This window comes from Streptomyces sp. NPDC042336 (genome assembly GCF_055581985.1).
In genome coordinates this window covers 531,142-554,172 of record NZ_JBVJEA010000001.1, presented here as the reverse complement: position 1 = coordinate 554,172, position 23,031 = coordinate 531,142, and the positions used below count along the sequence as shown (strand labels likewise).

The window sequence follows — 23,031 nt, the reverse complement described above, 5'->3', positions numbered from 1 at the left end:
CCCCGTCCCGCTCACACCTTCGGCTGGGCGCCCGCCGCGAGGCTGCCGCACAGCGCCGCGACGTCGTCCGAGGTGTACGGGTCGGTGCCGGCCGGGACACCGGTCCCGGCCTTCTGCCCGGCCAGCAGCGGGCGGAGGTGGTTCGCCGAGTCGTCGGCGCAGGACAGCGGCCCGGCCTGGACGTAGGAGGCGACGAGCTGGGTCTGGTGCAGCCGCAGGGCGTCCCGGTCGAAGCGGAAGTGCAGCTCGCGCCGGACGGTGAACAGCGACGTCTCGGCGCGGGCGTCGCCGGCCGGCCGCAGCGCGTACACCATGGTGTGGTCGGCGGTGACCTCCAGCGTGGACGCGTTGCTCTCCACGGTGCGCAGGCTGCCGTCCACCCTGATTCCGGGGTCGGCCAGCTCGGCCCGGGCCGGGTCGAAGCGGATCAGCCACCCGGTGGGGGCGTGCCGGCCGTCCGAGGCGGGTTTCTCGAAGCTCTCGTCGAACTGGCGGAGCTGGTCCGGGTCCAGCAGCACCCGCACCGAGCGGACCTCCTTGCCGCCGAGCACGTCCGGGTCGAGCGCCGAGCGGACGATGTAGTCCTTCGCGGTGGTGAGCGCGCTGAACACCTGGTCCTCGGAGAAGTGCGCCGTGCGCCGGGCTCCCGGCACCGGGATGCCCTGGGCCGCGGTCCTGAAGTGCGCGGCGGGGCTGTGCGCGTACAGGAACGCGGCGTCGTCGGCGCCGGGCACCCGGTCCCGCGGGGCGAGCGGGACGACGGTCATCCGCACCGGCTCGGCGGCCCGCTGCCCGGCCGCGCTCTGGTAGGGGTGCCGTACACCCATGTAGACGGCGGTGCCGAAGGCGACGGCGATCAGCAGGACGAGGATCAGCGCCTGCCGGGACAGTCCGGCCCGGCGCAGGGGCGGCCGGCGGCGCACGGCGGGAGCGTGGTCGGTGATGCGCTCCTGGGCGGAGAACTCCTGGAGCCGGGCAGCGCGCACGAACGACTCGTCGAAGACGACGGATCGGTACTCGTCCTCTCCGCCTCCGGGAGCGCCCTCGGGCGTTCCTCCTCCGGGCGGACCGCCAAGCCCTGCCATACCTTCAGAGTGAGTCTGCGGAAGGTCGCGTAAACGCGCTGCCACAGGTCAAGTTGGGACAGCTTGGCACCGCCCCTGGGGCAGGTCAGGGGCTGCGCGGAAGCACCGACACGGCGGGCTGGGAGTAGTCGGCGGAGGCCGAGGGGGCCGCGGCGCGCTCCGGGCTGGTGGAGGCGGGGGGCGGCACCCGCTGCGTGCCGCCGCCCGAGGACGCGCCCCGGTAGACGGCCACGAAGGCCAGCGCCACCATGCCGATGCCCATCGCCAGCGCGAGCAGCCAGGCGACGGGGCGGTGCCAGCGGACCTGCTTGCCGGAGGCCGGAGGAGCGCCGTACGGGCGGTCGAGGAGGTCGCGGTCGTCGTCCGGGTCGTCGAGGTCGGGATCATGGCCGAAATCGCCGTATCCGTCGTCGTAGGCCTCGGCTCTGCTGCGGCCGCGGCGGGCCGCTTCCGCCTCGGTGGCCTCGGCTCTGGCCTGCGCGGCGGCCAGGAGGCGTTCGACGGCGGACGGCTCGTGCACCTCGGCCGCCCGTACGAAGGCCTCGTCGAAGACCACGGAGGCGAACTCTTCGTCCGACACCCCGCGGTCGTGGTCGTCGTCGGGCTCCCAGCCGTCCGGGAACGGCGTGCCCCCCACGTCCTCCGGCACGGGTCCAGAGTAGACCTGGGGGGTCGTTTTGGGCAGACGGCGGGGAAATTCATCCGGTGGGTGAGATGCCCCGATCGGTGCGCCCGCGGTGTGCCCGGGGTGTGCCCGGCGCGCGCCCGTCGTCAGCGCCGTACGTGCCCGTCGCCGGTGACGATGTACTTCGTGCTGGTCAGCTCCGGCAGCCCCATGGGGCCCCGGGCGTGCAGCTTCTGCGTGGAGATGCCGATCTCGGCGCCGAAGCCGAACTGGCCGCCGTCGGTGAAGCGGGTGGAGGTGTTCACCGCGACCGTGGTGGAGTCGACCAGCTGGGTGAAGCGCCGGGCGGCCTGCTGCGAGGTGGTCACGATGGCCTCGGTGTGGCCGGAGGTCCACAGCCGGATGTGCTCGACGGCCCGGTCCAGGGAGTCGACGACGGCCGCGGCGATGTCGTACGACAGGTACTCGGTCTCCCAGTCCTCGGGCGTCGCCTCGACGACGTTCGCGCCGGTGTCCTTGGCGTGGGCCATCACCCGCTCGTCGGCGTGCACGGTGACCCCGGCCTCGGCGAGCGCGGCCAGCGCGCGGGGCAGGAACTCGGCGGCGATGTCCTGGTGGACCAGGAGGGTCTCGGCGGCGTTGCAGACGCTGACGCGCTGGGCCTTGGAGTTGATCAGGATGTCGACGGCCATGTCGAGGTCGGCCTGCGCGTCGACGTAGACGTGGCAGTTGCCGGTGCCGGTCTCGATGACGGGGACGGTGGACTCCTGGACGACCGTGCTGATCAGCGAGGCGCCGCCGCGCGGGATGAGCACGTCGACCAGGCCGCGGGCCCGCATCAGCTCGCGCACGCTCTCGCGGCTCTCGCCGGGCACCAGCTGCACGGCGTCGGCGGGCAGCCCGGCCCCGCCCACGGCGTCGCGGACCACCCGGACCAGGGCGGTGTTCGACTGGTAGGCCGAGGAGGAGCCGCGCAGCAGCACCGCGTTGCCGGACTTCAGGCAGAGCGCGGCGGCGTCGACCGTGACGTTGGGCCGGCCCTCGTAGATGATGCCGACCACGCCGAGCGGGACCCGGACCTGGCGCAGGTCGATGCCGTTGGGGAGGGTGGAACCGCGCACGACCTCGCCGACCGGGTCGGGCAGCGCGACGACGTCGCGCACGTCGGAGGCGATGGCGCGGACCCGCTCCGGGGTCAGGACGAGCCGGTCGATGATGGCCTCGCTGGTCCCGGCGGCGCGGGCCTTGGCCACGTCCTGGGCGTTGGCCTCCACGATCTCGCTCGTACGGACCTCCAGCGCGTCCGCGACGCCGAGCAGCGCGTCGTCCTTGGCGGCCCGCGGCAGCGGCGCGAGGTCGGCCGCGGCGGACTTGGCCCGGTAGGCGGCCCGGGTGACGGGTGACATCGAGTCGTACGGCGAGAGCGTGGTCATGAGGGGAAGGGTAGTGCGCGCGGTCGGGGCGGTCGCCCGGCGTTCCACCCCGCGAGATGGGGCAGGAGAGGGGTCAGAACGGGTGGACCCCGACGGGCGTCGCCGGGGCGGGCCCGTACCCCGCGGCGATGCGCTGGTGGTAGGTGGCCCGGTCGATGACCTCCAGGCCGACGATCTCCCAGGGCGGCAGCCCCGCGGTCTGCCGGTGCTCGCCCCACAGGCGCAGGGCGACGGCGGCGGCGTCGTGCAGGTCGCGGGCCTCCTCCCAGTAGCGGATCTCCGCGTGGTCGTCGGCGTACCGGCTGGTCAGCAGGAAGGGGTGGTCGTGCGCGAGCTGTTCGAGCGCCCGGCGCACCTCGGTGAGCGGGGCGCGGGCTCCGGAGACGCTGAGGGTGACGTGCCACAGGCGCGGGGTGTGCTCGGGCTCCTCGCCACGGAAGCGGTCCCCGGCCGCGACGCTGGTCAGGGCGCGCTCCTCGCCGCCCGCGCGGTTCGCGCCCCGGGCGCCGCCGGAGCGCGCGCCCGTGCCGCCGCGGGCGCCCGCGCCACCGCGGGAGGCGGTACCACCGCGGGGTGCCGCCGTCCCAGGGCGTACTCCGCTCACGACGGCCTCCTTCAGCACACGGCTCGGCCCGGTGGTCGGCCGGGCTTGTCCCTGAGGAAAGTTGAGCAGGCCGCGCGGGATCGCGGGGCGGTTTTGCGGAACGTCCACCGCCGATTCGGGGACGTTTCGACCCATTACGGGTGCAGGATCACCAGATCGTCCCTGTGTACGACCTCACGTTCGTACGCGGGTCCGAGTTCGCGCGCCAGTTCCCGGGTGGAGCGGCCGATCAGCCGGGGCATCTCCTTGGCGTCGAAGTTGACCACGCCCCGGGCCACCGCCCGGCCGGTGCCGTCCCGCAGTTCGACGGGGTCGCCCGCGGCGAACTCGCCCTCGACGCCCGCGATCCCGGCCGGCAGCAGCGATTTGCGGCCCTCGACGACCGCGCGGACCGCCCCGTCGTCGAGGACGAGAGCCCCTTGCGGGGTGGAGGCGTGCTGGAGCCACAGCAGCCGGTCGGCGGAGCGCCGGCCGGTGGCGTGGAAGTAGGTGCCGGTGTCGCCGCCGGTCAGGGCGTCGGCCGCGTGCACCGCGCTGGTCAGCACCACGGGGATGCCGGCGGCGGCGGCGATCCGGGCCGCCTCGACCTTGGTGACCATGCCCCCGGTGCCGACCCCCGCCTTGCCCGCGCTGCCGATGTCGACGCCCGCGAGGTCGGCCATGTCCCGCACCTCGACCAGCCGCGAGGTGCCGGGCCTGCTCGGGTCGCCGTCGTACACCCCGTCCACGTCGGACAGCAGCACCAGCAGGTCGGCGCGGACCAGGTGGGCGACGAGGGCGGCGAGGCGGTCGTTGTCGCCGAAGCGGATCTCGTCGGTGGCGACGGTGTCGTTCTCGTTGACGATCGGGAAGGCGCCCATCGCCAGCAGCTTGTCCAGGGTGCGGGAGGCGTTGCGGTGGTGGGCGCGGCGGCTCATGTCGTCGCTGGTCAGCAGCACCTGGCCGACGCGGACACCGTAGCGGGCGAAGGACGCGGTGTAGCGGGCGACCAGCAGCCCCTGGCCGACGCTGGCGGCGGCCTGCTGGCGGGCCAGGTCCCTCGGGCGGCGGCGCAGGCCGAGGGGGGAGAGCCCGGCGGCGATGGCGCCGGAGGAGACGAGGACGATCTCCTTGTCGGTCCCCCGCACCTTGGCCAGCACGTCGACGAGCGCGTCGACCCGGTCGGCGTCCAGGCCGCCCGCGGCGGTGGTCAGCGAGGAGGAACCGACCTTGACGACGATCCTGCGGGCCTCGCCCACGGCCTGCCTTGCCCCCGGCCCTGTCCCCGGCCTTGCCCCTGCCACGGCCCGTCCGCCTCTCCCGTCGACACGCGCCGATCCCTGCGCTCGCCAGGCAATCTACGCGAAGGCGAACACGCTCCGCACCGGAGTTCACGGTGCGGACAGGGGGCTCGGACACCGCCGGGCCCGCGCCGTGTCGGGGCCCCGGGCCGACACGCGCGTGTCGTCGGGCGGTCACCGCGCGTTAACCCGGTTGTCCGATGCGCGACGAGCCTGGAGCGATCGCAGTGCCCCTGTCCCTGCCCCGCCGCCGTCTCCCCCGCCCGCCCCGGCCGCCGCGGCGCTCCCGTGGCCTCCGCCTCGGCCTGCCCGGGCGGCGGACCGCCGTGCGGCTGCTGGTCCTGGGCGTGCTGGCGGCCGCCTTCGCCGCCCAGGCCCTCGGCGCGCTGCTGCCACACGTGCCGCTGCTGCTCGTGGCGAGCGCCGGTTCGCTGGCCGCCGAGGGGGCGCTGTACCGGTGGCAGCGGGGCATGGTGTCGCTGTTCGCCAAGTCGCACGCCGACGTCACCGTCCGCCACGTGCTGCGCGACCTGCTGCTCGTGGTGGGCCTGCTGCGCCTGGGCGAACAGCACCGCGAGGGGGCGTACGCGCCGCTCGTCGCCGGGCTGCTCTTCTTCTACGCGCTGCACTGGGCGATCCAGGCCGTGTCCGTCCTGGTCCGGCGCACCCGGACGCTGCCCGTGGTGACGAGGAACATCGACGCGTCCGCGCTGCGGCTGACCCCGGCGCCTCCGGCCCTGCTGCGCCGCCCCGGGCCCCGGCTGGCGGCCTTCGGGCTGCCCGCGACGGCCGGGCTGCTGACGACGGTGGCGACCGACGCGCCGGCGTACGGGGCGGCCGGGCTCACGCTGTCCCTGGCGCTGGCGCTGACGGGTCTGGGCGCGCTGCTGCTGCGGCTGCTGCCGGGGCGCCGGCCCGCGGGCGAGCAGGAGGTGCTCGACTGGTTCGAGGCGTGGCTGACCCGGTACCGGCCGACGGTCGGCCTGTACTTCTCGGGCGGGGCGTCCTCGGCGTACCAGGCGAACATGTGGCTGGAGCCGCTGGCGCGGCTGGACGGGCGGCCGGTGATCGTGCTGCGGGAGCGGCACATGGTGCAGCGGATCGCGGCCACCGACATTCCGGTGGTGTGCCTGCCGAAGGTGGCGACGCTGATGCGCCTGGAGCACTCGACGCTCCGCGTCCTGCTCCACCCCTCCAACTCCGGGAAGACCTCTCAGGTCCTGCGCATCCCGACCATCAAGCACGCCTTCGTCAACCACGGGGAGAGCGACAAGCTGTCCTCGTGCAACCCGTACGCGAAGGCGTACGACGAGGTGTGGGTGGCGGGTCCGGCGGCGCGCGAGCGGTACGCGCAGGCGGAGGTCGGCGTCGAGGACAAGGACGTGGTGGAGATCGGCCGCCCGCAGCTGGACGCCGTACGGCCGTACGCGGGGCCGCCCGCGCCCGGGGCGTTCACGACCGTCCTGTACGCGCCGACCTGGGAGGGCTGGGACGGCAATCCCGGCAACACGTCGGTGGTCGAGGCCGGGGAGAACCTGGTGCGGGCGCTGCTCGCGGACCCGGGCGTACGGCTGCTGTACAAGCCGCACCCGCTGACCGGGTCGGTGGACCCGCGGGCCGGTGCCGCCGACCTGCGCATCCGGGAGCTGGTGCGGGCGGCGAACCGGGAGCGGGGCGGGCCCCGGCCGGACCCGTCGGCGGCCACCGGCCTGGCCCGGCGGGCGGCGGAGCTGGACCGGCTCACCGCGGCCGGTTTCCGGCCGGCGGCGGACCAGGCGGAGCGGATGCTGCGACAGCCCGCGCCGGAGCCCGGACGGGCCGCTGCGGTGCGGCGGGCGGCGGCCGCGTGGGAGGAGGCGTACTGGGCGTCGCTGCCCGAGTGGGAGCACCAGGTCGTCACGGAGGCCCGGCCGTCGCTGTACGCCTGCTTCAACCGGGCCGACCTGCTGATCAGCGATGTGTCGAGCGTGATCAGCGACTTCCTGGCGAGCGGCAAGCCGTACGCGGTCGCCAACACCAGCACGCTGGCCGAGGACGTGTTCCGCAAGTCGTTCCCGACGGTGACGGCGGCGACCGTGCTGACCCCGGACGCGTCCGGGGTGCCGGCCCTCCTCAGGTCGGTGCGCCATCCGGAGCGGGACGAACTCGCCGGGGCGCGCGCCGCGTTGGCCCTGCGGCTGCTGGGCCCGGCCGAGCCGCCGTCCCAGGAGCGCTTCGCGGGAGCGGTACGGGACCTGTGCGCGGCGGCGGGCCGGCACCGGGCCAGGATGGCGGAGCGGCTCGCCGCGGAGCTTCCCGTCCCCGGCCCGCGCCGCGAACCCGCCCGGTCGTCCGCCCCCGCCCCCGCCGCGGCCCCGGAGCCGCACGGCCACGTCTGAGCCCTCGTCCGCGGCTGGTGGTGTGCGCCACACCTGTCACAGCATGGTCACGAATCACCCCCTCCGGCAGGGGCGGCCGGCACACCGCCGGTCGCCGACGGCACCGGCCCGGGTCCGCGCCACCGTGTCCGGCCGCTTCCTCGGTCCGGTGGAAATCGAGCCCGGCACATGGGGCGAAAACCGACCCAAGTCGGTAAAGGGGACAGGGAGACCGAATGTGAGGAAGTTCTCCAGCCGCTTCCACGCGGCCCATTCGGGCGGCCGGTCCGGCCATTTCCCGCTCTGGCGGGGCACCGGGTGTCCGGCTACCGTGCCCGCGGAAACTCCGCGTGAATCCTTTACGCTGATGCGGCGGCGCGCTCCAGACCCGAACGGTGTCCGGAGCGCGTTCCGGTCCCAGCCCGCGGTCCCGTGGTCAGTTCTCGGAACAGGTTGTAAGGATGCCCAAGCTCTCTCTCGTTGTCCCCGTGTACAAGGTGCAGGGCTATCTGCCCGAGTGCCTTGACTCCATACTCGGGCAGGACTGCACGGACTTCGAGATCATCGCGGTCGACGACTGCTCGCCGGACGGGTCAGGGGCCATTCTCGACGAGTACGCGAAACGGGACACCCGGATTCATGTGATTCACCTCACGGAAAACGTGGGCCTGGGCGGCGCGCGGAACGCCGGACTGGAAAAGGCCACCGGTGATTACGTGTTGTTCCTGGACAGTGACGACACGTTGTCCGACGGTGCCTTGTCGGCCATTCGGGACCGGCTGGAGGCCACGGGCGACCCGGAGATCCTGATCTTCGACTACGCGCGCACCTACTGGGACGGCCGGGTCCGCCCGAACCTGCGGGCCGACCTGCTGAAGGAGGAGGGCCCGGACGCCTTCTCCCTCGCCGACCGCCCCCAGTTGCTCGACCTGCTCCAGATCGTGTGGAACAAGGCCTACCGGCGCGACTTCGTCACCCGGACCGGGCTCACCTTCCCGCCCGGGTACTACGAGGACGCCCCCTGGACCTTCTGCTCCCTGATCAGCGCCGAGCGGATCGCCGTGCTCGACCGGGTCTGCGTGCGCTACCGGCAGCGGCGCGAGGGCGGAAACATCCTCAAGACGGTCAGCCGCAAGCACTTCGACGTCTTCGACCAGTACCGGCGGGTCTTCGACTACCTCGACGCGCACGAGGAACTCGGCGAGTGGCGCGGCCCGTTGTTCCGCAAGATGGTCGACCACTACCTGACGATCCTGGAGCGTCCGGGCCGCCTGCCGCAGGACGCGCGCGCGGAGTTCTTCCACCGGGCCTCGGCCGACTACCGCGCCCGCGTGCCCAAGGGCTTCACCCGCCCCGGCGGCGGCCGCGGCCACAAGTACGGGATGCTGGAGCGCGACGCCTACACGACCATGGTGAGCGCCCTGGCCGCGGTGAAGTTCCGCCAGCGGGTCAGGACCCGCACCCGCACCGCGCTCAACCGCTCCAAGCGCGGCGCGATGGGCGCCTTCTACCAGTCGCAGCTCAGGCTGCCGCTGGACGACAACCTGGTGCTGTTCTCCGCTTACTGGAACCGCAGCGTCTCCTGCAACCCCGCCGCGATCGACGCCGAACTGGCCCGGCTGGCACCGCACATGCGCCGGGTGTGGGCGGTCCGCGCGGAGAACGCGGACCGGGTGCCCAAGGGCGTGAAGGTCGTCCGCGTGGGCTCGCGCGAGTACTGGGCGGCCCTGGCCCGCGCCAAGTACCTCGTGAACAACGTGAACTTCGCGGACTCCGTGGTCAAGCGCGAGGGCCAGGTCCATGTGCAGACCCACCACGGCACGCCGCTGAAGACGATGGGCCTGGACCAGCAGAAGTACCCGGCCTCCACCGACATGGACTTCGAGAAGCTCCTGGAGCGGTGCGACCGCTGGGACTACAGCATCAGCGCCAACCAGTTCTCGACCGTGATCTGGGAGCGGGTCTACCCCTGCTCGTACACCACGCTGGAGACCGGCTACCCGCGCAACGACGTCCTCGTCAACGCCGGCTCCGAGGAGGTGCGCGCGGCCCGCGCCGCGCTCGGGCTGGCCGACGGCACCAAGGCGTTCCTGTACATGCCGACGCACCGCGAGTACCAGCCTGGCTTCACCCCGCCCCTGGACCTCGGCAGGTTCGCCCGCGAACTCGGCCCCGACGTGACCCTGCTGGTGCGCGGCCACTACTTCTACGGCAACTCCCCGCACGTCAACGAACTGCGCCGCACCGGCCGCGTCATCGACGTCTCCGGGCACCCCCGGGTGGAGGAGCTGTACCTCGCGGCCGACGCCCTGATCACGGACTACTCCTCGGCGATGTTCGACTACGCCGTGCTCGACCGCCCGATCATCAGCTACGTCCCCGACTGGGACGTCTACTCCGCGGTGCGCGGCACCTACTTCGACCTGCTCCAGGAACCGCCCGGCGCGGTGGCCACCACGCAGACGGAGCTGCTGCGGCTGCTCGCCTCCGGCGCGTACGACAGCCCGGAGACGACCGAGCGCCGGGACACCTTCCGCCGGCGTTTCTGCGAATTCGACGACGGACACGCAGCCGAACGGGTGGTGCGACGCGTCTTCCTCGGTGAAGAGAGCCTGCCGCCCATCGTCCCGTTCGACGAACGCCACCACGCCCCGACCCCCGCCCAGGCGCTCGAACTGGTCGAGCGGGCCTGACCCCGAAAGGAGACCACCAAGCCATGGCCCCTCGGCTCAGTGTCATCGTCCCCATCTACGACGTGGAGCGTTACCTCCCCGCCTGTCTCGACTCGCTCGCGGCACAGACCTTCCGCGACTTCGAGGTCCTGATGGTGGACGACGGTTCACCCGACGGCTCCGCCGCCATCGCCGAGGAGTACGCCTCCCGCGACCCGCGCTTCAAGCTCATACGCAAGGAGAACGGCGGTCTCGGCGCCGCCCGCAACACGGGCATGACCCACCTCGCGCCCGAGTCCGAGTTCCTGACCTTCGTCGACAGCGACGACCTGATCCCGCCGGACGCCTACCGCCTCATGGTCGGCAGCCTCGACGAGAGCGGCTCGGACTTCGCCACCGGGAACGTCTACCACCTCAAGGGCGAGAAGTCCTGGCAGGTGCCGCTGATGCGGATGCTGGCCGGCGAGGCCCGGCTGCGCACTCACATATCCCGCTACGCCAAGCTCGTCGCCGACCGCATCGCCTGCAACAAGGTCTTCCGCCGCACCTTCTGGGAGAAGCACGGCTTCGCCTTCCCCGAGGGCCGGCTGTACGAGGACACCCCGGTCACCATGCGGGCCCACTACCTGGCCGAGAGCGTCGACGTCATCTCGGAGCCCTGCTACTACTGGCGGCTGCGCGAGGGCGAGTCCGCCCCGTCGATCACGCAGCGGCGCACCGACCCGGCGGGCGTGCGCGACCGGGTCACCTCCGTGATGGAGATCAGCGCCTTCCTCGCCGAGCAGCCCGGCGAGACCTACGCCCGCCTCAAGCGCGAGTACGACACCCGTGTCCTCCGCGACGACCTGCGGCTCTTCCTCAACGTGGTGCCGGACGGCGACGCGGAGTACCGGGCCGAGTTCCTGCGCTCGGCGAACCGCTTCCTCGACAGCATCGACCCCAAGGTCGTCATGGACCTCCCGGCCGAGCTGCGCGTGCAGTGGCTGCTGGTGCGCAAGCACCAGATGGAGGAGCTGATCGCCCTGCTGGCCGGCCAGCGCCGCCGGGAGACCCCCGAGGTCAGCGGCCTGGTCCGCAAGTACGCCTCCTTCCCCTCCCTGGAGGGTGCGGACCTGCACCTGCCCAAGGGGGCGCTGCGCATCGACCAGCACCTCAACATGCGCGCCCCGCTGCAGGAGGTGAGCTGGTCCGGCGGCAAGCTGGTGCTGTCCGGCAACGCCTGGATCGACAAGATCGACCTGCCGACGCGCAAGGCCTCGGTCAAGGTGCTCCAGCTGCGCAAGGACCGCTCCCGCCGCCGCATCCTGCTGCCGGCCCGCAACCTGCCGCGCCCCGAGGTCACCACCGACTCCGGCCAGGACCGCTACAACTACGAGTGGGCCGGCTGGGAGGTCACCATCGACCCCGCCCGGCTCCGCAAGGGCGGCGAGTGGCAGGAGGCCGTGTGGCACGTGGGCCTGGGCATCTTCGCCTCCGGTCTGGTGCGGCGCCACGCGGTCCACTCCAGCGGCGGCGCGGCCTGCAACTTCCCGCCGTACCACTGGCTGAGCCCGGACTTCCGGATGCTGCCCTCCGTGGAGCGCGGGGCGCTGAAGCTGCGGATCGAGAAGGTCCGCGCCCTGATCACCGGCCGCGCCCTGGAGGGCGACCGGATCAAGGTCACCGGTGAGATCCGCGAGCCCCTCGCGGCGGACGAGCAGGTGGTCCTGCGGGTCAAGAACCAGAAGGGCGCCGAGACCCTCGAGTACCCCGTCACCGTGGAGCGCACGGGCTCCGGCCAGGCCTTCTCGGTCGAGGTGCCGGTCGCGGACGTGGCGCTGATCTTCCACGAGGGCGTCGACGAGAAGGCGCAGCCGGAGAAGCGGACCTGGTCCACGGTGCTGGTCGCGACCGGGCCGACGGGCGCGGAGCGCCGCTTCGGCACCGTGATGCAGGAGGGCCTGGCCGACGCCGAGTTCGCGCTGCCCACCTCCCTCGGCACCCAGTCGCACCTGGTGGAGCTGGCCGTCGTGGCGGGCCACACCGGGTTCCTGAAGTTCTCCGGCCGCACCCGCCGCGCCGTGATCGACACGGCCACGGTGCGCGACGGCAAGATCGCTCTCACCGGCCACGCCGACCCGCGGCTGTCCGGCTCCCGCTTCCTGCTCAAGCCGCGCAACCGCTACGAGGAGCGCTTCGTCGAGACCCGGTGGCTCGACGGCGGACGCTTCGAGGTGTCCTTCGACCCCTCCCGCCTCGGCGGCGCGGGCGACGTCCCGCTGCGGGCCGGCCGCTGGAACCTCTTCCTGCGGCCCGACGAGGAGGGCGTGCCCGACGTCCCCTTCGTGACCGACCGCCTGGCCGCGGACTCGTTCCCCGTCCAGGCCGAACTGAACGGCCGCCGCTACTGGCTGGAGAACCGCTGGGGCGACTTCCCGCAGCTGAACGCCCGTTCCGAGCTGAGCGACCTGGAGCGCGGTCCGTACCGCCAGAAGGAGCTGCGCCGGACGGTCTACGAGCCGCTGTTCCAGCAGCCGCTCAAGGACCAGGTCTTCTACCTGAGCTACAACGGCAAGCAGTTCTCGGACAGCCCGCGCGCGATGTACGAGGAGCTGGTGCGGCGCGGCTCGGACCTGAAGCACCTGTGGGCGGTCCGTGACGGCCAGGTCAACCTGCCGGAAGGGGTCGAGAAGATCCGCATGTGGGGCAAGGAGTGGTACGAGGCACTGGCCTCCAGCCGCTACATCGTCACCAACGGCCACCTTCCCGACTGGATCGTGCGCCGGCCGGGCCAGTCGATCGTGCAGACCTGGCACGGCACGATGCTGAAGAAGATCGGGCACGACATCGACACCCTGCACTTCGACCGGCGCTACCAGGAGAAGCTGGCGCTGGAGGCCAAGCAGTGGAGCCTGCTGGTGTCCTCCAACCGCTTCAGCACGCCGATCCTGAAGCGGGCGTTCTCCTACGACGGTGAGATCCAGGAGGCGGGCTACCCCCGCAACGACTACCTGTACTCCGCCGACCGGGACGCGATCACGGCGCGGGTGAAGAAGGCGCTCGGCCTGCCCGACGGCAAGAAGGTCGTCCTGTACGCGCCGACCTGGCGCGACGACCAGTCGCACAGCGCCGGGCAGTACCTGTTCGACCTGCGCATCGACCTCGAGGACGCCCAGCGCCGCCTCGGCGACGACCACGTGCTGCTGATCCGCCGCCACTCCAACGTGGTGGACGCGGTGCCGGGCGCGGGCAACGGGTTCGTGTGGGACGCCTCGGAGTACCCGGACATCGTCGACCTCTACATCGCGGCGGACATCATGATCACGGACTACTCGTCGGTGATGTTCGACTACGCGCACCTGAAGCGGCCGATGCTGTTCTTCACGTACGACCTGGAGCACTACCGGGACACGCTGCGCGGGTTCTACTTCGACTTCGAGCAGGACTCCCCCGGTCCGCTGATCGACAACTCCAAGGAGCTGGTCGACGCGATCCGGGACATCGACCATGTGCAGGCGGAGTACCAGGAGCGCTTCGACCGCTTCCACCACCTGTTCTGCGACCTGGACGACGGCAACGCGTCCGCGCGGGTCGTGGACCGGATGATCGAGCAGGCGCGGGAGGGCTGACCCGCCGCCACGGAGGCGAAAGGGGCGGGCCCGGAGGATCGTGATCCTCCGGGCCCGCCCCTTTCGCCTCCGGCCCGCTCAGAGCCGCACGGTCTTCACCGCGAGCTGGCAGGCTGCCGTGAAGTACGGCCGCAGCTCGGTACGCCGGCGAGTGGGCGGCAGCGGGGCGGGCGTCTGGCCCAGCGCCCGGCGGGACTTGCGCACCGCGCGGGTCAGCACGGTCGGCGGGGCGGCCACGGTCTCGCTGATCACCGGGCGCGGGAAGGTGAACACGTTGATCGGCTGGAGTACGTCGGTGCCCAGCTTGGCCAGCGGCACCCGGGGGGCGTCGGGCGCGGTGCGCAGCGACAGGTCCCAGATGACTTCCTTCTCCTCGTCGTCCTCGCCGTGCTCGCGCACCAGGGTGGCGCAGTCCACGTCCACGGCCACCCAGCCGTCGCCCTCGTCGCGCAGCGGGAAGGTCAGCACCCGCTCCTTGTCCCGGCGGTGCACGGCCTCCACCACGGCGCCCGCGGCGGGCCGCGCGCCCCACACTTCGGCGCGTACGGCGATGGTCCGCTCGTCCACCCTGACCGGGCCGACCTCGGCGTGGACGTCACGCAGCGCGCTGCGCAGCCGCAGCCCGCCGTCCTCGTGCATGTACGGCAGCAGCAGCGCGAGGGACGGCCCCTGCGTGCGCGGCAGTTCCACGGCCAGCAGGTCCCGGGTGTCACAGCCGTAGCCGTCGGTGGTCAGCCCCACCTCGCGCTCGCCCTCGCGCGTGGCCAGGGCCAGCTCCCAGGTGCCGTGCGGCACCCCGGCGTCCCAGGGCACGACGGCGTCGCCGTCGGCGGAGAACGGGAAGCGGTGCTCCTCGCCGCCGGCCCCGCCCTTGCGCAGCACGAGGTCGGCCTGCCCGGCGCTCGGCGGCAGCGTGCCCACGGCGACGTGGACCGAGCCCTCCCGGTCGACCCGGGCGGTGGCGTGGCGGGGCAGCTCCTTGCGGGCGAAGGCCTCCTCGAGGATGGCCTCGAAGCGTTCGCGGCTGGCCCGCTCGTGGAAGCGCTCGGCGTTGCGGATGCCGGCGGCGGCCATCTTCAGGCGCAGTTCGTCGTCCTTCACCAGGCGCCGGATCGCGTCGGCCATCGCCTCCACGTCGCCGCGCGGGACGATCAGCCCGTCCTCGCCGTCGGTGAGGATGTTGCGCGGCCCGTGGTCGGCGTCGGTGGCGACGACGGGCAGTCCGGCGGCCATCGCCTCCACGAGGACGTTGCCGAACGCCTCCCGCTTGGAGGGCAGGACGAAGATCGAGGCCTTCCCGAACTCGGGGGTGACGGGCGAGGTCTGGCCCATCAGCAGGATGCTGTTGGACAGTCCCAGTTCCTCGATGCGGGCCCGCAGCTTCTTCTTCTCGGCACCGTGGCCGTAGATGCGCAGGGTCCACTCGGGGGCGACGGCGTGGACCTTGGCGAAGGCCTCGATCAGCAGGGCGTGGTTCTTGTTGTCCGTCAGGTGACCGGCGGATACCACCACCTTGTTGGTGCCGCTGGAGCGGATCGGGGAGGCGGGCACGCAGTTGGGCATCACGGCCAGGCGGTTGCGCACCGCGGGCACCTGCCGGGCGAGCGAGGCGACCTCCTCCGGGGTGAGCGCCGTCAGGGCGTCCAGGTGCCGGTAGGCCGGGAAGAGGCGCTGCTTGATGTCCGTGGCGTAGATGGCGGGCATCGAGTGCTCCTGGGTGACCTTCAGGAAGTCACCGGGCGCCTGCGCCAGCATGATCGTGTTGCGCGGGCTGGAGCTGACGACGACGTCGGCGTCGGTGGTGTCGAAGTACTCCAGCAGCCGCAGCTCCGCGAGCCGGCTCACCACCGGCGTCTTGGCACCGGCGTTGAGCGGGTAGATCAGCGGGAACTTGTCGGACAGCGGATTGTCCACGTCGGACACCGGGGAGTGCGGCCGCATGTCGGTGAGCGCCCGGACCCTGACCCGCGGGTCCAGCGGGAAGTACGACTCGTCGCGCACCTTGCGCAGCGCCACGATCTCGACGTCGTGCCGCTCGGCCAGCGCCCCGGCGAGGTTCTGCGTGGCGCTGACCACGCCCCCCATGTGACACAGGTCCCGAACGAGGAATGCGATCTTCACTTTGCGGCTTCTCCCTGCTCCCGGGAGCGGCTGGTCAGGCTGCTCCCCCGCCCCTGGCCGCACACGTGCGGCCACATCCTTCTCACAAAGTACACAGGGATGTTGGAGAGCAGATCACAGCCCTGACACACCTGTGTAACCCTGCGGACGGAAAGGGGCGGGAGAGGAGCGGGAAGCCGGGCTAGAACGGCTCGAAGCCGTCGAACTCCTGCTGGGCCTCGTCCCGTTCGGCGTCCCGGTCCCGGCGCCGCTGGGCGGCCGGGCGGGGCGCCTCGAAGCGGTGGTCCTCGCCGCGGCGGCCGAGCATCTCGGCGCCCGCCGTGACCGAGGGCTCCCAGTCGAAGACGACTGCGTTGTCCTCGGGGCCGATGGCGACGCCGTCGCCGCCGCGGGCGCCCGCCTTCATCAACCGCTCCTCCACACCGAGGCGGTTGAGCCGGTCGGAGAGGTAGCCGACGGCCTCGTCGTTGTTGAAGTCGGTCTGGCGCACCCAGCGTTCGGGCTTCTCGCCGCGCACCCGGAACAGGCCGTCCTCCTCGCGGGTGACGGTGAAGCCCGCGTCGTCCACGGCCTTGGGCCGGATGACGATCCGGGTGGCCTCCTCCTTGGGCCGGGCGGCGCGCGCCGTGGCGACCAGCTCGGCCAGCGCGAAGGACAGCTCCTTCAGGCCCATGTGGGCCACGGCCGACACCTCGAAGACGCGGTAGCCGCGCGCCTCCAGGTCCGGGCGGACCATCTCGGCGAGGTCCTTGCCGTCGGGCACGTCGATCTTGTTGAGGACGACGATCCGGGGCCGGTTGTCCAGGCCGCCGTACTCGCGCAGCTCGGCCTCGATGACGTCCAGGTCGGAGAGCGGGTCGCGCTCGGACTCCAGCGTCGCCGTGTCCAGGACGTGCACCAGCACGCTGCACCGCTCCACGTGCCGCAGGAACTCCAGGCCCAGGCCCTTGCCCTGGCTGGCGCCGGGGATGAGGCCGGGGACGTCCGCGACGGTGTACACGGTCTCGCCCGCCGTCACCACGCCCAGGTTGGGGACGAGCGTCGTGAAGGGGTAGTCGGCGATCTTCGGCTTGGCCGCGCTCAGCACGGAGATCAGCGAGGACTTGCCGGCGCTCGGGTAGCCGACCAGAGCCACGTCGGCGACGGTCTTCAGCTCCAGGTGGATGTCCTGGACGTCGCCCGGCACGCCGAGCAGCGCGAAGCCGGGCGCCTTGCGCCGCGCGGAGGCCAGTGCCGCGTTGCCGAGGCCGCCCCGGCCGCCCTGGGCGGCGACGTAGGAGGTGCCGTGGCCGACCAGGTCGGCCAGCACGTTGCCCGCGCCGTCGAGGACCACGGTGCCGTCGGGCACGGGCAGGACCAGGTCCTGGCCGTCCTTGCCGGAGCGGTTGCCGCCCTCGCCGGGCTTGCCGTTGGTGGCCTTGCGGTGCGGCGAGTGGTGGTAGTCGAGGAGTGTGGTCACCGACTGGTCGACGGTGAGGATCACGTCGCCGCCCCGGCCGCCGTTGCCGCCGTCCGGGCCGCCGAGCGGCTTGAACTTCTCACGGTGGACGGAGGCACAGCCGTGGCCTCCGTTACCCGCGGCGACGTGCAGTTCGACGCGGTCCACGAAGGTGGTCATGGGATGTGCCTCCAGTTACTGCCTACTGCGGGAATGTCTCTTGGGTAACACGCGAAAGGCGGACCCGCTTCCCCTCGGGGAAGTGAGGCCCGCCTCGCGAAAGTGTCCGATCAGGCGACCGGGACGATGTTCACGACCTTGCGGCCACGGTGGGTGCCGAACTGCACCGCACCGGCCTGCAGCGCGAACAGCGTGTCGTCGCCGCCACGGCCGACGCCGGCGCCCGGGTGGAAGTGGGTGCCACGCTGGCGGACCAGGATCTCACCCGCGTTGACGGCCTGACCGCCGAAGCGCTTCACGCCGAGCCGCTGGGCATTCGAGTCGCGACCGTTCCGGGTGGACGATGCGCCCTTCTTGTGTGCCATGTCTCCTCAGTCCCTTACTTCGCAGCCGCGGGGATCTCAGTGACCTTGATCGCCGTGTACTGCTGGCGGTGGCCCTGACGACGGCGGTAGCCGGTCTTGTTCTTGTAGCGCAGAATGTCGATCTTCTGGCCCTTGTGGTGGTCCACGACCTCGGCCTGGACCTTGATGCCGGCCAGCACCCACGGGTCGCTGGTCACAGCGTCGCCGTCAACAACGAGCAGGGTCGAGAGCTCGACCGTGTCGCCTACCTGGGCGGTGGAAATCTTGTCAACCTCAACGATGTCGCCGACAGCAACCTTGTGCTGGCGACCACCGCTGCGCACGATGGCGTACACGCGGATCTCACTCTCTCGCTCGGAACGGCACCCCCGCAGTCCAGCCACCCGGTGACACACGGACAGCCTCTCCCGGCCGGGGCCACGAGGGCCCGCATCCGGAAGGAAAGAGGTTTACGGGGATGTGACGCGTCAGTCGACACGCCGACGGTCAAGGTTACGGGGCGGCACGACAGGGGTCAAACTGGCCCCCAAAGCCCCGGACCGGGGAGCCGGACCGGAGCCCCGGGATCGGCCGGTCACGCCGCGACGTACGCGACGTACTCGGCGTACGCCTCCCCCGCCCGCGCGGGCGACAGGTCGAGGTGCTCCAGGATCGTGTACCGGCCCGGCCGGGTCTGCGGCGCGAACCCCACCGCCCGTACGAACTCCTCGTCCTCGAAACCGATCTCCCGGGCCACCACCGGCAGCCCGTGCCGGCGCAGCGTGCCGGCCATCAGCAGGGCACCCTCCCGGTCCCCGCGCAGATACGTCGCGAAGGCCGCGCCGATGCCCACCTGCTCGCCGTGGCTGGCGGCGCGCCGGGGGTAGAGCAGGTCGAGGGCGTGGCTGATCTCGTGGCAGGCGCCGGACGAGGGGCGGGTGTGCCCGGCGATGGTCATGGCGATGCCGGACAGCACCAGGCCCTCGGTCAGCACGGTCAGGAAAGCGTCGTCCCCACAGCCGCCCGGGTGGCGCAGCACGGCCTCCCCGGCCTGCCGGGCCAGGGCGGCGGCGAGGCCGTCGACCTTCTCGCCGTTCACCCGGTGGGCCAGCTCCCAGTCGGCGACCGCGGAGACGTTGGAGACGGCGTCGCCGATCCCGGAGCGCACGAAACGGATCGGGGCCTCGCGGATCACCGCGAGGTCGACGACGAGCGCGATGGGCGTCGGCACACCGTAGGAGCCGCGGCCCGCGTCGTTGTCGAGGATGGACACCGGGGAGCAGATGCCGTCGTGGGACAGGTTGGTGGCCACGGCGACCATGGGCAGGCCCACCCGGGCCGCGGCGAACTTGGCGCAGTCGATGACCTTGCCGCCGCCGAGACCGACGACCGCGTCGTAGCGCCCCGACTTCATGCCGTCGGCCAGCCGCACCGCGTCGTCGAGCGTGCCGCCGCCGACCTCGAACCAGTCGGCGCCGGGCAGGGACGGCTCCAGCCGCCGGCGCAGCCGCGCCCCCGAGCCGTCGCTGATCGCCACGGCCAGCTTCCCGGACTGCGAGATCCGCTGGTCCGCCAAGACGCTCGCCAGATCGTCCAGGGCGTCCGGCCGGACGTCCACGACGAGCGGCGAGGGGATGAGCCTCGTCAGTACCGGCACGTGGTCTCCTCTCCTCGCCGGGACGCCCCGGCTGTCGTTGATGATGCGCCCGAGGACGGCCGGGGAAACGTGTGGCCCCGGCCGGACGGTTTCCGTCCGGGCGGGGCCACACGTTTCGCGACAGGTGCCGGATCAGCCCTCGTCGGTGGCGGCCGTGACCGACGACGGTGCCTGCTCGGCGGCCGCCGCCGTCTTCTTCGACGCCGTCTTCTTGGCCGTGGCCTTCTTGGCGGTCGTCGTCTTGGCCGCCTTCTTGGCGGTGGCCTTCTTCGCGGTCGTCGTCTTCTTGGCCGCGGTCTTCTTGGTGGCGGCCTTCTTCGCCGTCGCCTTCTTGGCCGTCTTGCGGGCCGCCGCCTTCTTGGCCGGGGCGGCCTCGGCGTCGGTCTGCTCCCCGGCCTGCCCGGCCGCTTCCTCGGCCTGCCCGGCCGCTTCCTCCGCCGGGGCCGACGGGACGACCACGACGGCCGCCTCCTCGGACGCGGTGGACGTGGTGGGCTTGCGCACCGCACGGCGCCGCGGACGGGCCGGGGCGGCGCTCTCGGTCACCTCGGCGGCGGCCGGGGCCTGCGCTGCCTGCTCCGGCTGCTCCGGCTGCTCCGACACCGTGGTCTCCGGGACCGTCAGCACGGCGGCCTCGGCGCCCTCGGGCGAACCGGCCGGTGCGGACACCTTCCGGGTGGCCCGGCGGCGGGTACGGCCCTTGGGCGCGGCCTCCTCCGACACGGCAGCCGCGGTCTCGGCGGGAGCCGGTGCGGGGGCGCCGGAGACGGCGTCCTCGACGGCGGCGGGCTCGGCCAGCACCTCGGCGGCGGGCTCGCGCCGCACGGGACGCTCGACCTCCTCCTGCACCGTGACGTCCTGCGCCGTCGGCGCCTCGGAGACCGCACCGGCCTTCTCGGCCTCGCCCTTCGCGCCCCTGGGGGCACCCGCCGGAGCGGACGCCCGACGGCTGGCGCGACGCCGACCGCGACCGCGCGTGGCGGCGGCCTCGGCCTCGGCGGCGCTGCTGTACAGCTCCTCGTCCGCGCTGAAGTCGGGCGCCGGCAGGGCGACCGGCTCGGCCACCTCGGCGGCCACCTCGGACTCGGACTCGGCGTCCGCCTCCTGCTCCGCCGTCGGGCCGGTCTCGACCCCGGCGGCGGCCTCGTGCTCGTGCGGCTGCTCGCCGCCGGCCCGGGCCCGCTTGCGTCGCTTGCCACCGCCGCCGCCCGCGGCGGAGGCCGGCTGGTCGAGGTGGACGATGACACCGCGGCCGTTGCAGTGGACGCAGGTCTCCGAGAACGACTCCAGCAGGCCCTGGCCGACCCGCTTGCGGGTCATCTGCACCAGACCCAGCGAGGTCACCTCGGCGACCTGGTGCTTGGTCCGGTCCCGGCCCAGGCACTCCAGCAGGCGCCGCAGCACCAGGTCCCGGTTGGACTCCAGGACCATGTCGATGAAGTCGATGACGATGATGCCGCCGAGGTCGCGCAGGCGCAGCTGGCGCACGATCTCCTCGGCCGCCTCCAGGTTGTTCCTGGTGACCGTCTCCTCGAGGTTGCCGCCCTGACCGGTGAACTTGCCGGTGTTGACGTCGATGACGACCATCGCCTCGGTCCGGTCGATCACCAGCGAACCACCGCTGGGCAGCCAGACCTTGCGGTCCAGCGCCTTGGCGAGCTGCTCGTCGATCCGGTACGTGGCGAAGACGTCGACCTCACTGGTCCACCTGGACAGCCGCTCGGCGAGGTCCGGCGCCACGTGGGACACGTAGCCGTGGATGGTCTGCCAGGCGTCGTCACCGCTGACGACGACCTTGGAGAAGTCCTCGTTGAAGATGTCGCGCACGACCCGGACGGTCATGTCCGGCTCGCCGTAGAGCAGCGTGGGCGCGTTGGAGCTGCCGCCGCTCTTCGCCTTCTTCTGGATCTCCTCCCACTGCGCCTGGAGCCGCTCGACGTCGCGGCGCAGCTCGTCCTCGCTGGCGCCCTCGGCGGCGGTGCGCACGATGACACCCGCGTCCTCGGGGACGATCTTCTTCAGGATCGTCTTGAGCCGGGACCGCTCGGTGTCGGGCAGCTTGCGGCTGATGCCGGTCATCGAGCCCTCGGGCACGTAGACCAGGTAGCGGCCGGGCAGCGAGACCTGGCTGGTCAGGCGGGCGCCCTTGTGACCGATCGGGTCCTTGGTGACCTGCACCAGGACCGGCTGGCCGGACTTGAGGGCGGACTCGATGCGGCGCGGGCCGTTCGCCATGCCCAGCGCCTCGAAGTTGACCTCACCCGCGTACAGGACGGCGTTGCGGCCCTTGCCGATGTCGATGAAGGCGGCCTCCATCGACGGCAGCACGTTCTGCACCTTGCCGAGGTAGACGTTGCCGACGTACGAGGTGGCCTGCTCCTTGTTGACGTAGTGCTCGACGAGCACCCCGTCCTCAAGGACGCCGATCTGGGTGCGCTCGCCGTGCTGGCGGACGACCATGACGCGCTCGACGGCCTCGCGGCGGGCCAGGAACTCGGCCTCGGTGATGATCGGCACGCGCCGGCGGCCCTGCTCGCGGCCTTCTCGGCGGCGCTGCTTCTTGGCCTCCAGACGGGTGGAGCCCTTGATGGACTGCACCTCGTCGGACGGCTCGCTCTTCTCCCGCGCGGGCCGCGGCTCGCGGACCTTGACGACGGTGCGCTCGGGGTCGTCGGAGGAGGAGGACGACTCGGCCTCTCCGGAGCCGTCCCCGGCCCGGCGGCGACGGCGACGACGGCGACGGCTGCTGCTGGAACCGCTCTCGCCTGCGGCCTCCTCGCCCTCCTCGGCGTCGTCCTCCGAGTCGTCTGCGGTGTCCGAAGCGTCCTGGTCGGCCCGATCGGCGGCGGTGTGCTCGCCCTCGCCGTCCGTCAGGTCGCCGTCGGCGGCGTCACCCCGGCGGCGGCGACGGCCGCCCCGGCGACGGCGACGGCGCGAGCCGGACTCCTCGTAGCCCTCGGCGTCGTCGTGGTCCTCGCCCGACTCGTCGGAGTCGGAGTCGGAGTCGGACTCGGGCTCCGGCTCGGCCTCCGGCTCGGACTCGGTGTCGGCCGGTGCCTGGGGCTCGTCCTGGGTGACGGCGGCGGTGGCCCGCTCCTCGGCGGCCTCCTCGGCGGCGGCACCCCGGCGCTTGCGGCGGCGGCGCGATCCGGCGGACTGCTCCTCCGGTGCCTCCGCGCTCTCCTCGACCGGCTTGGCCGGCTCGGCACCGGCCGCCTCGGCGGCGGCCTCGGCCGCGGCCCGCTCGGGCGTCTGGAACTGGGGCTCGGCGAACACGGGTGCCTGGAACACAGCGACCGCGGGACGCGACGGGCGCTTGGGCGACTCCGCCTCGTCGGACGCCGCGGCGGTCTGCGCCGGTGCGGCGAAACCGGTGGCGGCCTTGCGGGTGGACCGGCGGCGCGCACGGCGCGGCGCGGCGTCCTCGCCGGACTCGGCGCTGTCCGCGGACGAGGCGGGCGCGGTCTCGGCGGGCGCGGCGGCCTCGGGCGCGCCCGCTTCGGCGGCGGCCTCGGCGGGCGCCTCGACCGGGGCGGTCACGCGACGGGTGGCACGCCGACGGGTCCGGCCCTTGGGCGCGGCACTCTCGGCCTCCGCCTCTTCCGCCTCGGCGGGCTCCGGCGCCAC

Annotated in this window: 14 protein-coding genes; 3 read left to right on the top strand and 11 right to left on the bottom strand. The window is 72.7% G+C overall.

Translation table 11 applies throughout. From position 1 onward, the window contains the following. Positions 1-11 precede the first annotated feature (11 nt). The 5 genes from ACZ6IM_RS02605 to proB form a co-directional block, all read right to left on the bottom strand. Entirely contained in the window at positions 12-1,085 is a 1,074-nt protein-coding gene (locus ACZ6IM_RS02605) for an SCO2583 family membrane protein (RefSeq protein WP_052838170.1), read from the bottom strand. 85 nt (positions 1,086-1,170) lie between these two features. Further along, complete coding sequence (locus tag ACZ6IM_RS02600) at positions 1,171-1,734, bottom strand: SCO2584 family spore wall biosynthesis protein (RefSeq protein WP_469553923.1); 564 nt, start codon at positions 1,732-1,734, stop codon at positions 1,171-1,173. A gap of 122 nt (positions 1,735-1,856) precedes the next feature. Beyond that, positions 1,857-3,143 carry a glutamate-5-semialdehyde dehydrogenase gene (locus ACZ6IM_RS02595; RefSeq protein ID WP_052838168.1) on the bottom strand — a complete coding sequence of 429 codons (1,287 nt, stop codon included), beginning with the start codon at positions 3,141-3,143 and terminating at the stop codon, positions 1,857-1,859. 73 nt (positions 3,144-3,216) lie between these two features. Next, positions 3,217-3,747: a hypothetical protein gene (locus tag ACZ6IM_RS02590; RefSeq protein WP_469553921.1), complete on the bottom strand. Its 531-nt coding sequence runs from the start codon at positions 3,745-3,747 to the stop codon at positions 3,217-3,219. 134 nt (positions 3,748-3,881) lie between these two features. Then, the gene (gene proB / locus ACZ6IM_RS02585; RefSeq protein WP_052838166.1) at positions 3,882-4,985 is read right to left on the bottom strand and encodes a glutamate 5-kinase; all 1,104 of its coding nucleotides are present in this window, start codon (positions 4,983-4,985) and stop codon (positions 3,882-3,884) included. Positions 4,986-5,227: 242 nt separating this feature from the next. Between proB and ACZ6IM_RS02580 the strand changes: the two genes are divergently transcribed. The 3 genes from ACZ6IM_RS02580 (at position 5,228) to ACZ6IM_RS02570 (ending at position 13,664) form a co-directional block, all read left to right on the top strand. Next, the gene (locus ACZ6IM_RS02580) at positions 5,228-7,405 is read left to right on the top strand and encodes a hypothetical protein (RefSeq protein WP_469553919.1); all 2,178 of its coding nucleotides are present in this window, start codon (positions 5,228-5,230) and stop codon (positions 7,403-7,405) included. Positions 7,406-7,845: 440 nt separating this feature from the next. Continuing rightward, complete coding sequence (locus ACZ6IM_RS02575; protein ID WP_052838165.1) at positions 7,846-10,077, top strand: bifunctional glycosyltransferase/CDP-glycerol:glycerophosphate glycerophosphotransferase; 2,232 nt, start codon at positions 7,846-7,848, stop codon at positions 10,075-10,077. A gap of 23 nt (positions 10,078-10,100) precedes the next feature. Continuing rightward, entirely contained in the window at positions 10,101-13,664 is a 3,564-nt protein-coding gene (locus ACZ6IM_RS02570; protein ID WP_052838164.1) for a bifunctional glycosyltransferase/CDP-glycerol:glycerophosphate glycerophosphotransferase, read from the top strand. Between the two features lie 78 nt (positions 13,665-13,742). Here the strand turns inward: ACZ6IM_RS02570 and ACZ6IM_RS02565 are convergent, their stop codons facing one another. From ACZ6IM_RS02565 to ACZ6IM_RS02540, 6 genes are all read right to left on the bottom strand, one after another. Then, complete coding sequence (locus ACZ6IM_RS02565; RefSeq protein ID WP_469553917.1) at positions 13,743-15,785, bottom strand: glycosyltransferase family 4 protein; 2,043 nt, start codon at positions 15,783-15,785, stop codon at positions 13,743-13,745. 181 nt (positions 15,786-15,966) lie between these two features. Then, complete coding sequence (gene obgE, locus ACZ6IM_RS02560; RefSeq protein WP_052838162.1) at positions 15,967-17,403, bottom strand: GTPase ObgE; 1,437 nt, start codon at positions 17,401-17,403, stop codon at positions 15,967-15,969. Positions 17,404-17,513: 110 nt separating this feature from the next. Further along, a complete protein-coding gene (gene rpmA, locus ACZ6IM_RS02555) occupies positions 17,514-17,768 on the bottom strand; it encodes a 50S ribosomal protein L27 (protein ID WP_003976205.1) in 255 nt (84 codons plus the stop codon). 14 nt (positions 17,769-17,782) lie between these two features. Beyond that, the gene (gene rplU, locus ACZ6IM_RS02550) at positions 17,783-18,103 is read right to left on the bottom strand and encodes a 50S ribosomal protein L21 (RefSeq protein ID WP_007449531.1); all 321 of its coding nucleotides are present in this window, start codon (positions 18,101-18,103) and stop codon (positions 17,783-17,785) included. A gap of 239 nt (positions 18,104-18,342) precedes the next feature. Beyond that, positions 18,343-19,404: an iron-containing alcohol dehydrogenase family protein gene (locus tag ACZ6IM_RS02545; protein WP_469553915.1), complete on the bottom strand. Its 1,062-nt coding sequence runs from the start codon at positions 19,402-19,404 to the stop codon at positions 18,343-18,345. Positions 19,405-19,536: 132 nt separating this feature from the next. After that, a partial coding sequence (locus ACZ6IM_RS02540; protein WP_469553913.1) for an Rne/Rng family ribonuclease occupies positions 19,537-23,031 on the bottom strand: 3,495 nt, incomplete at its 5' end.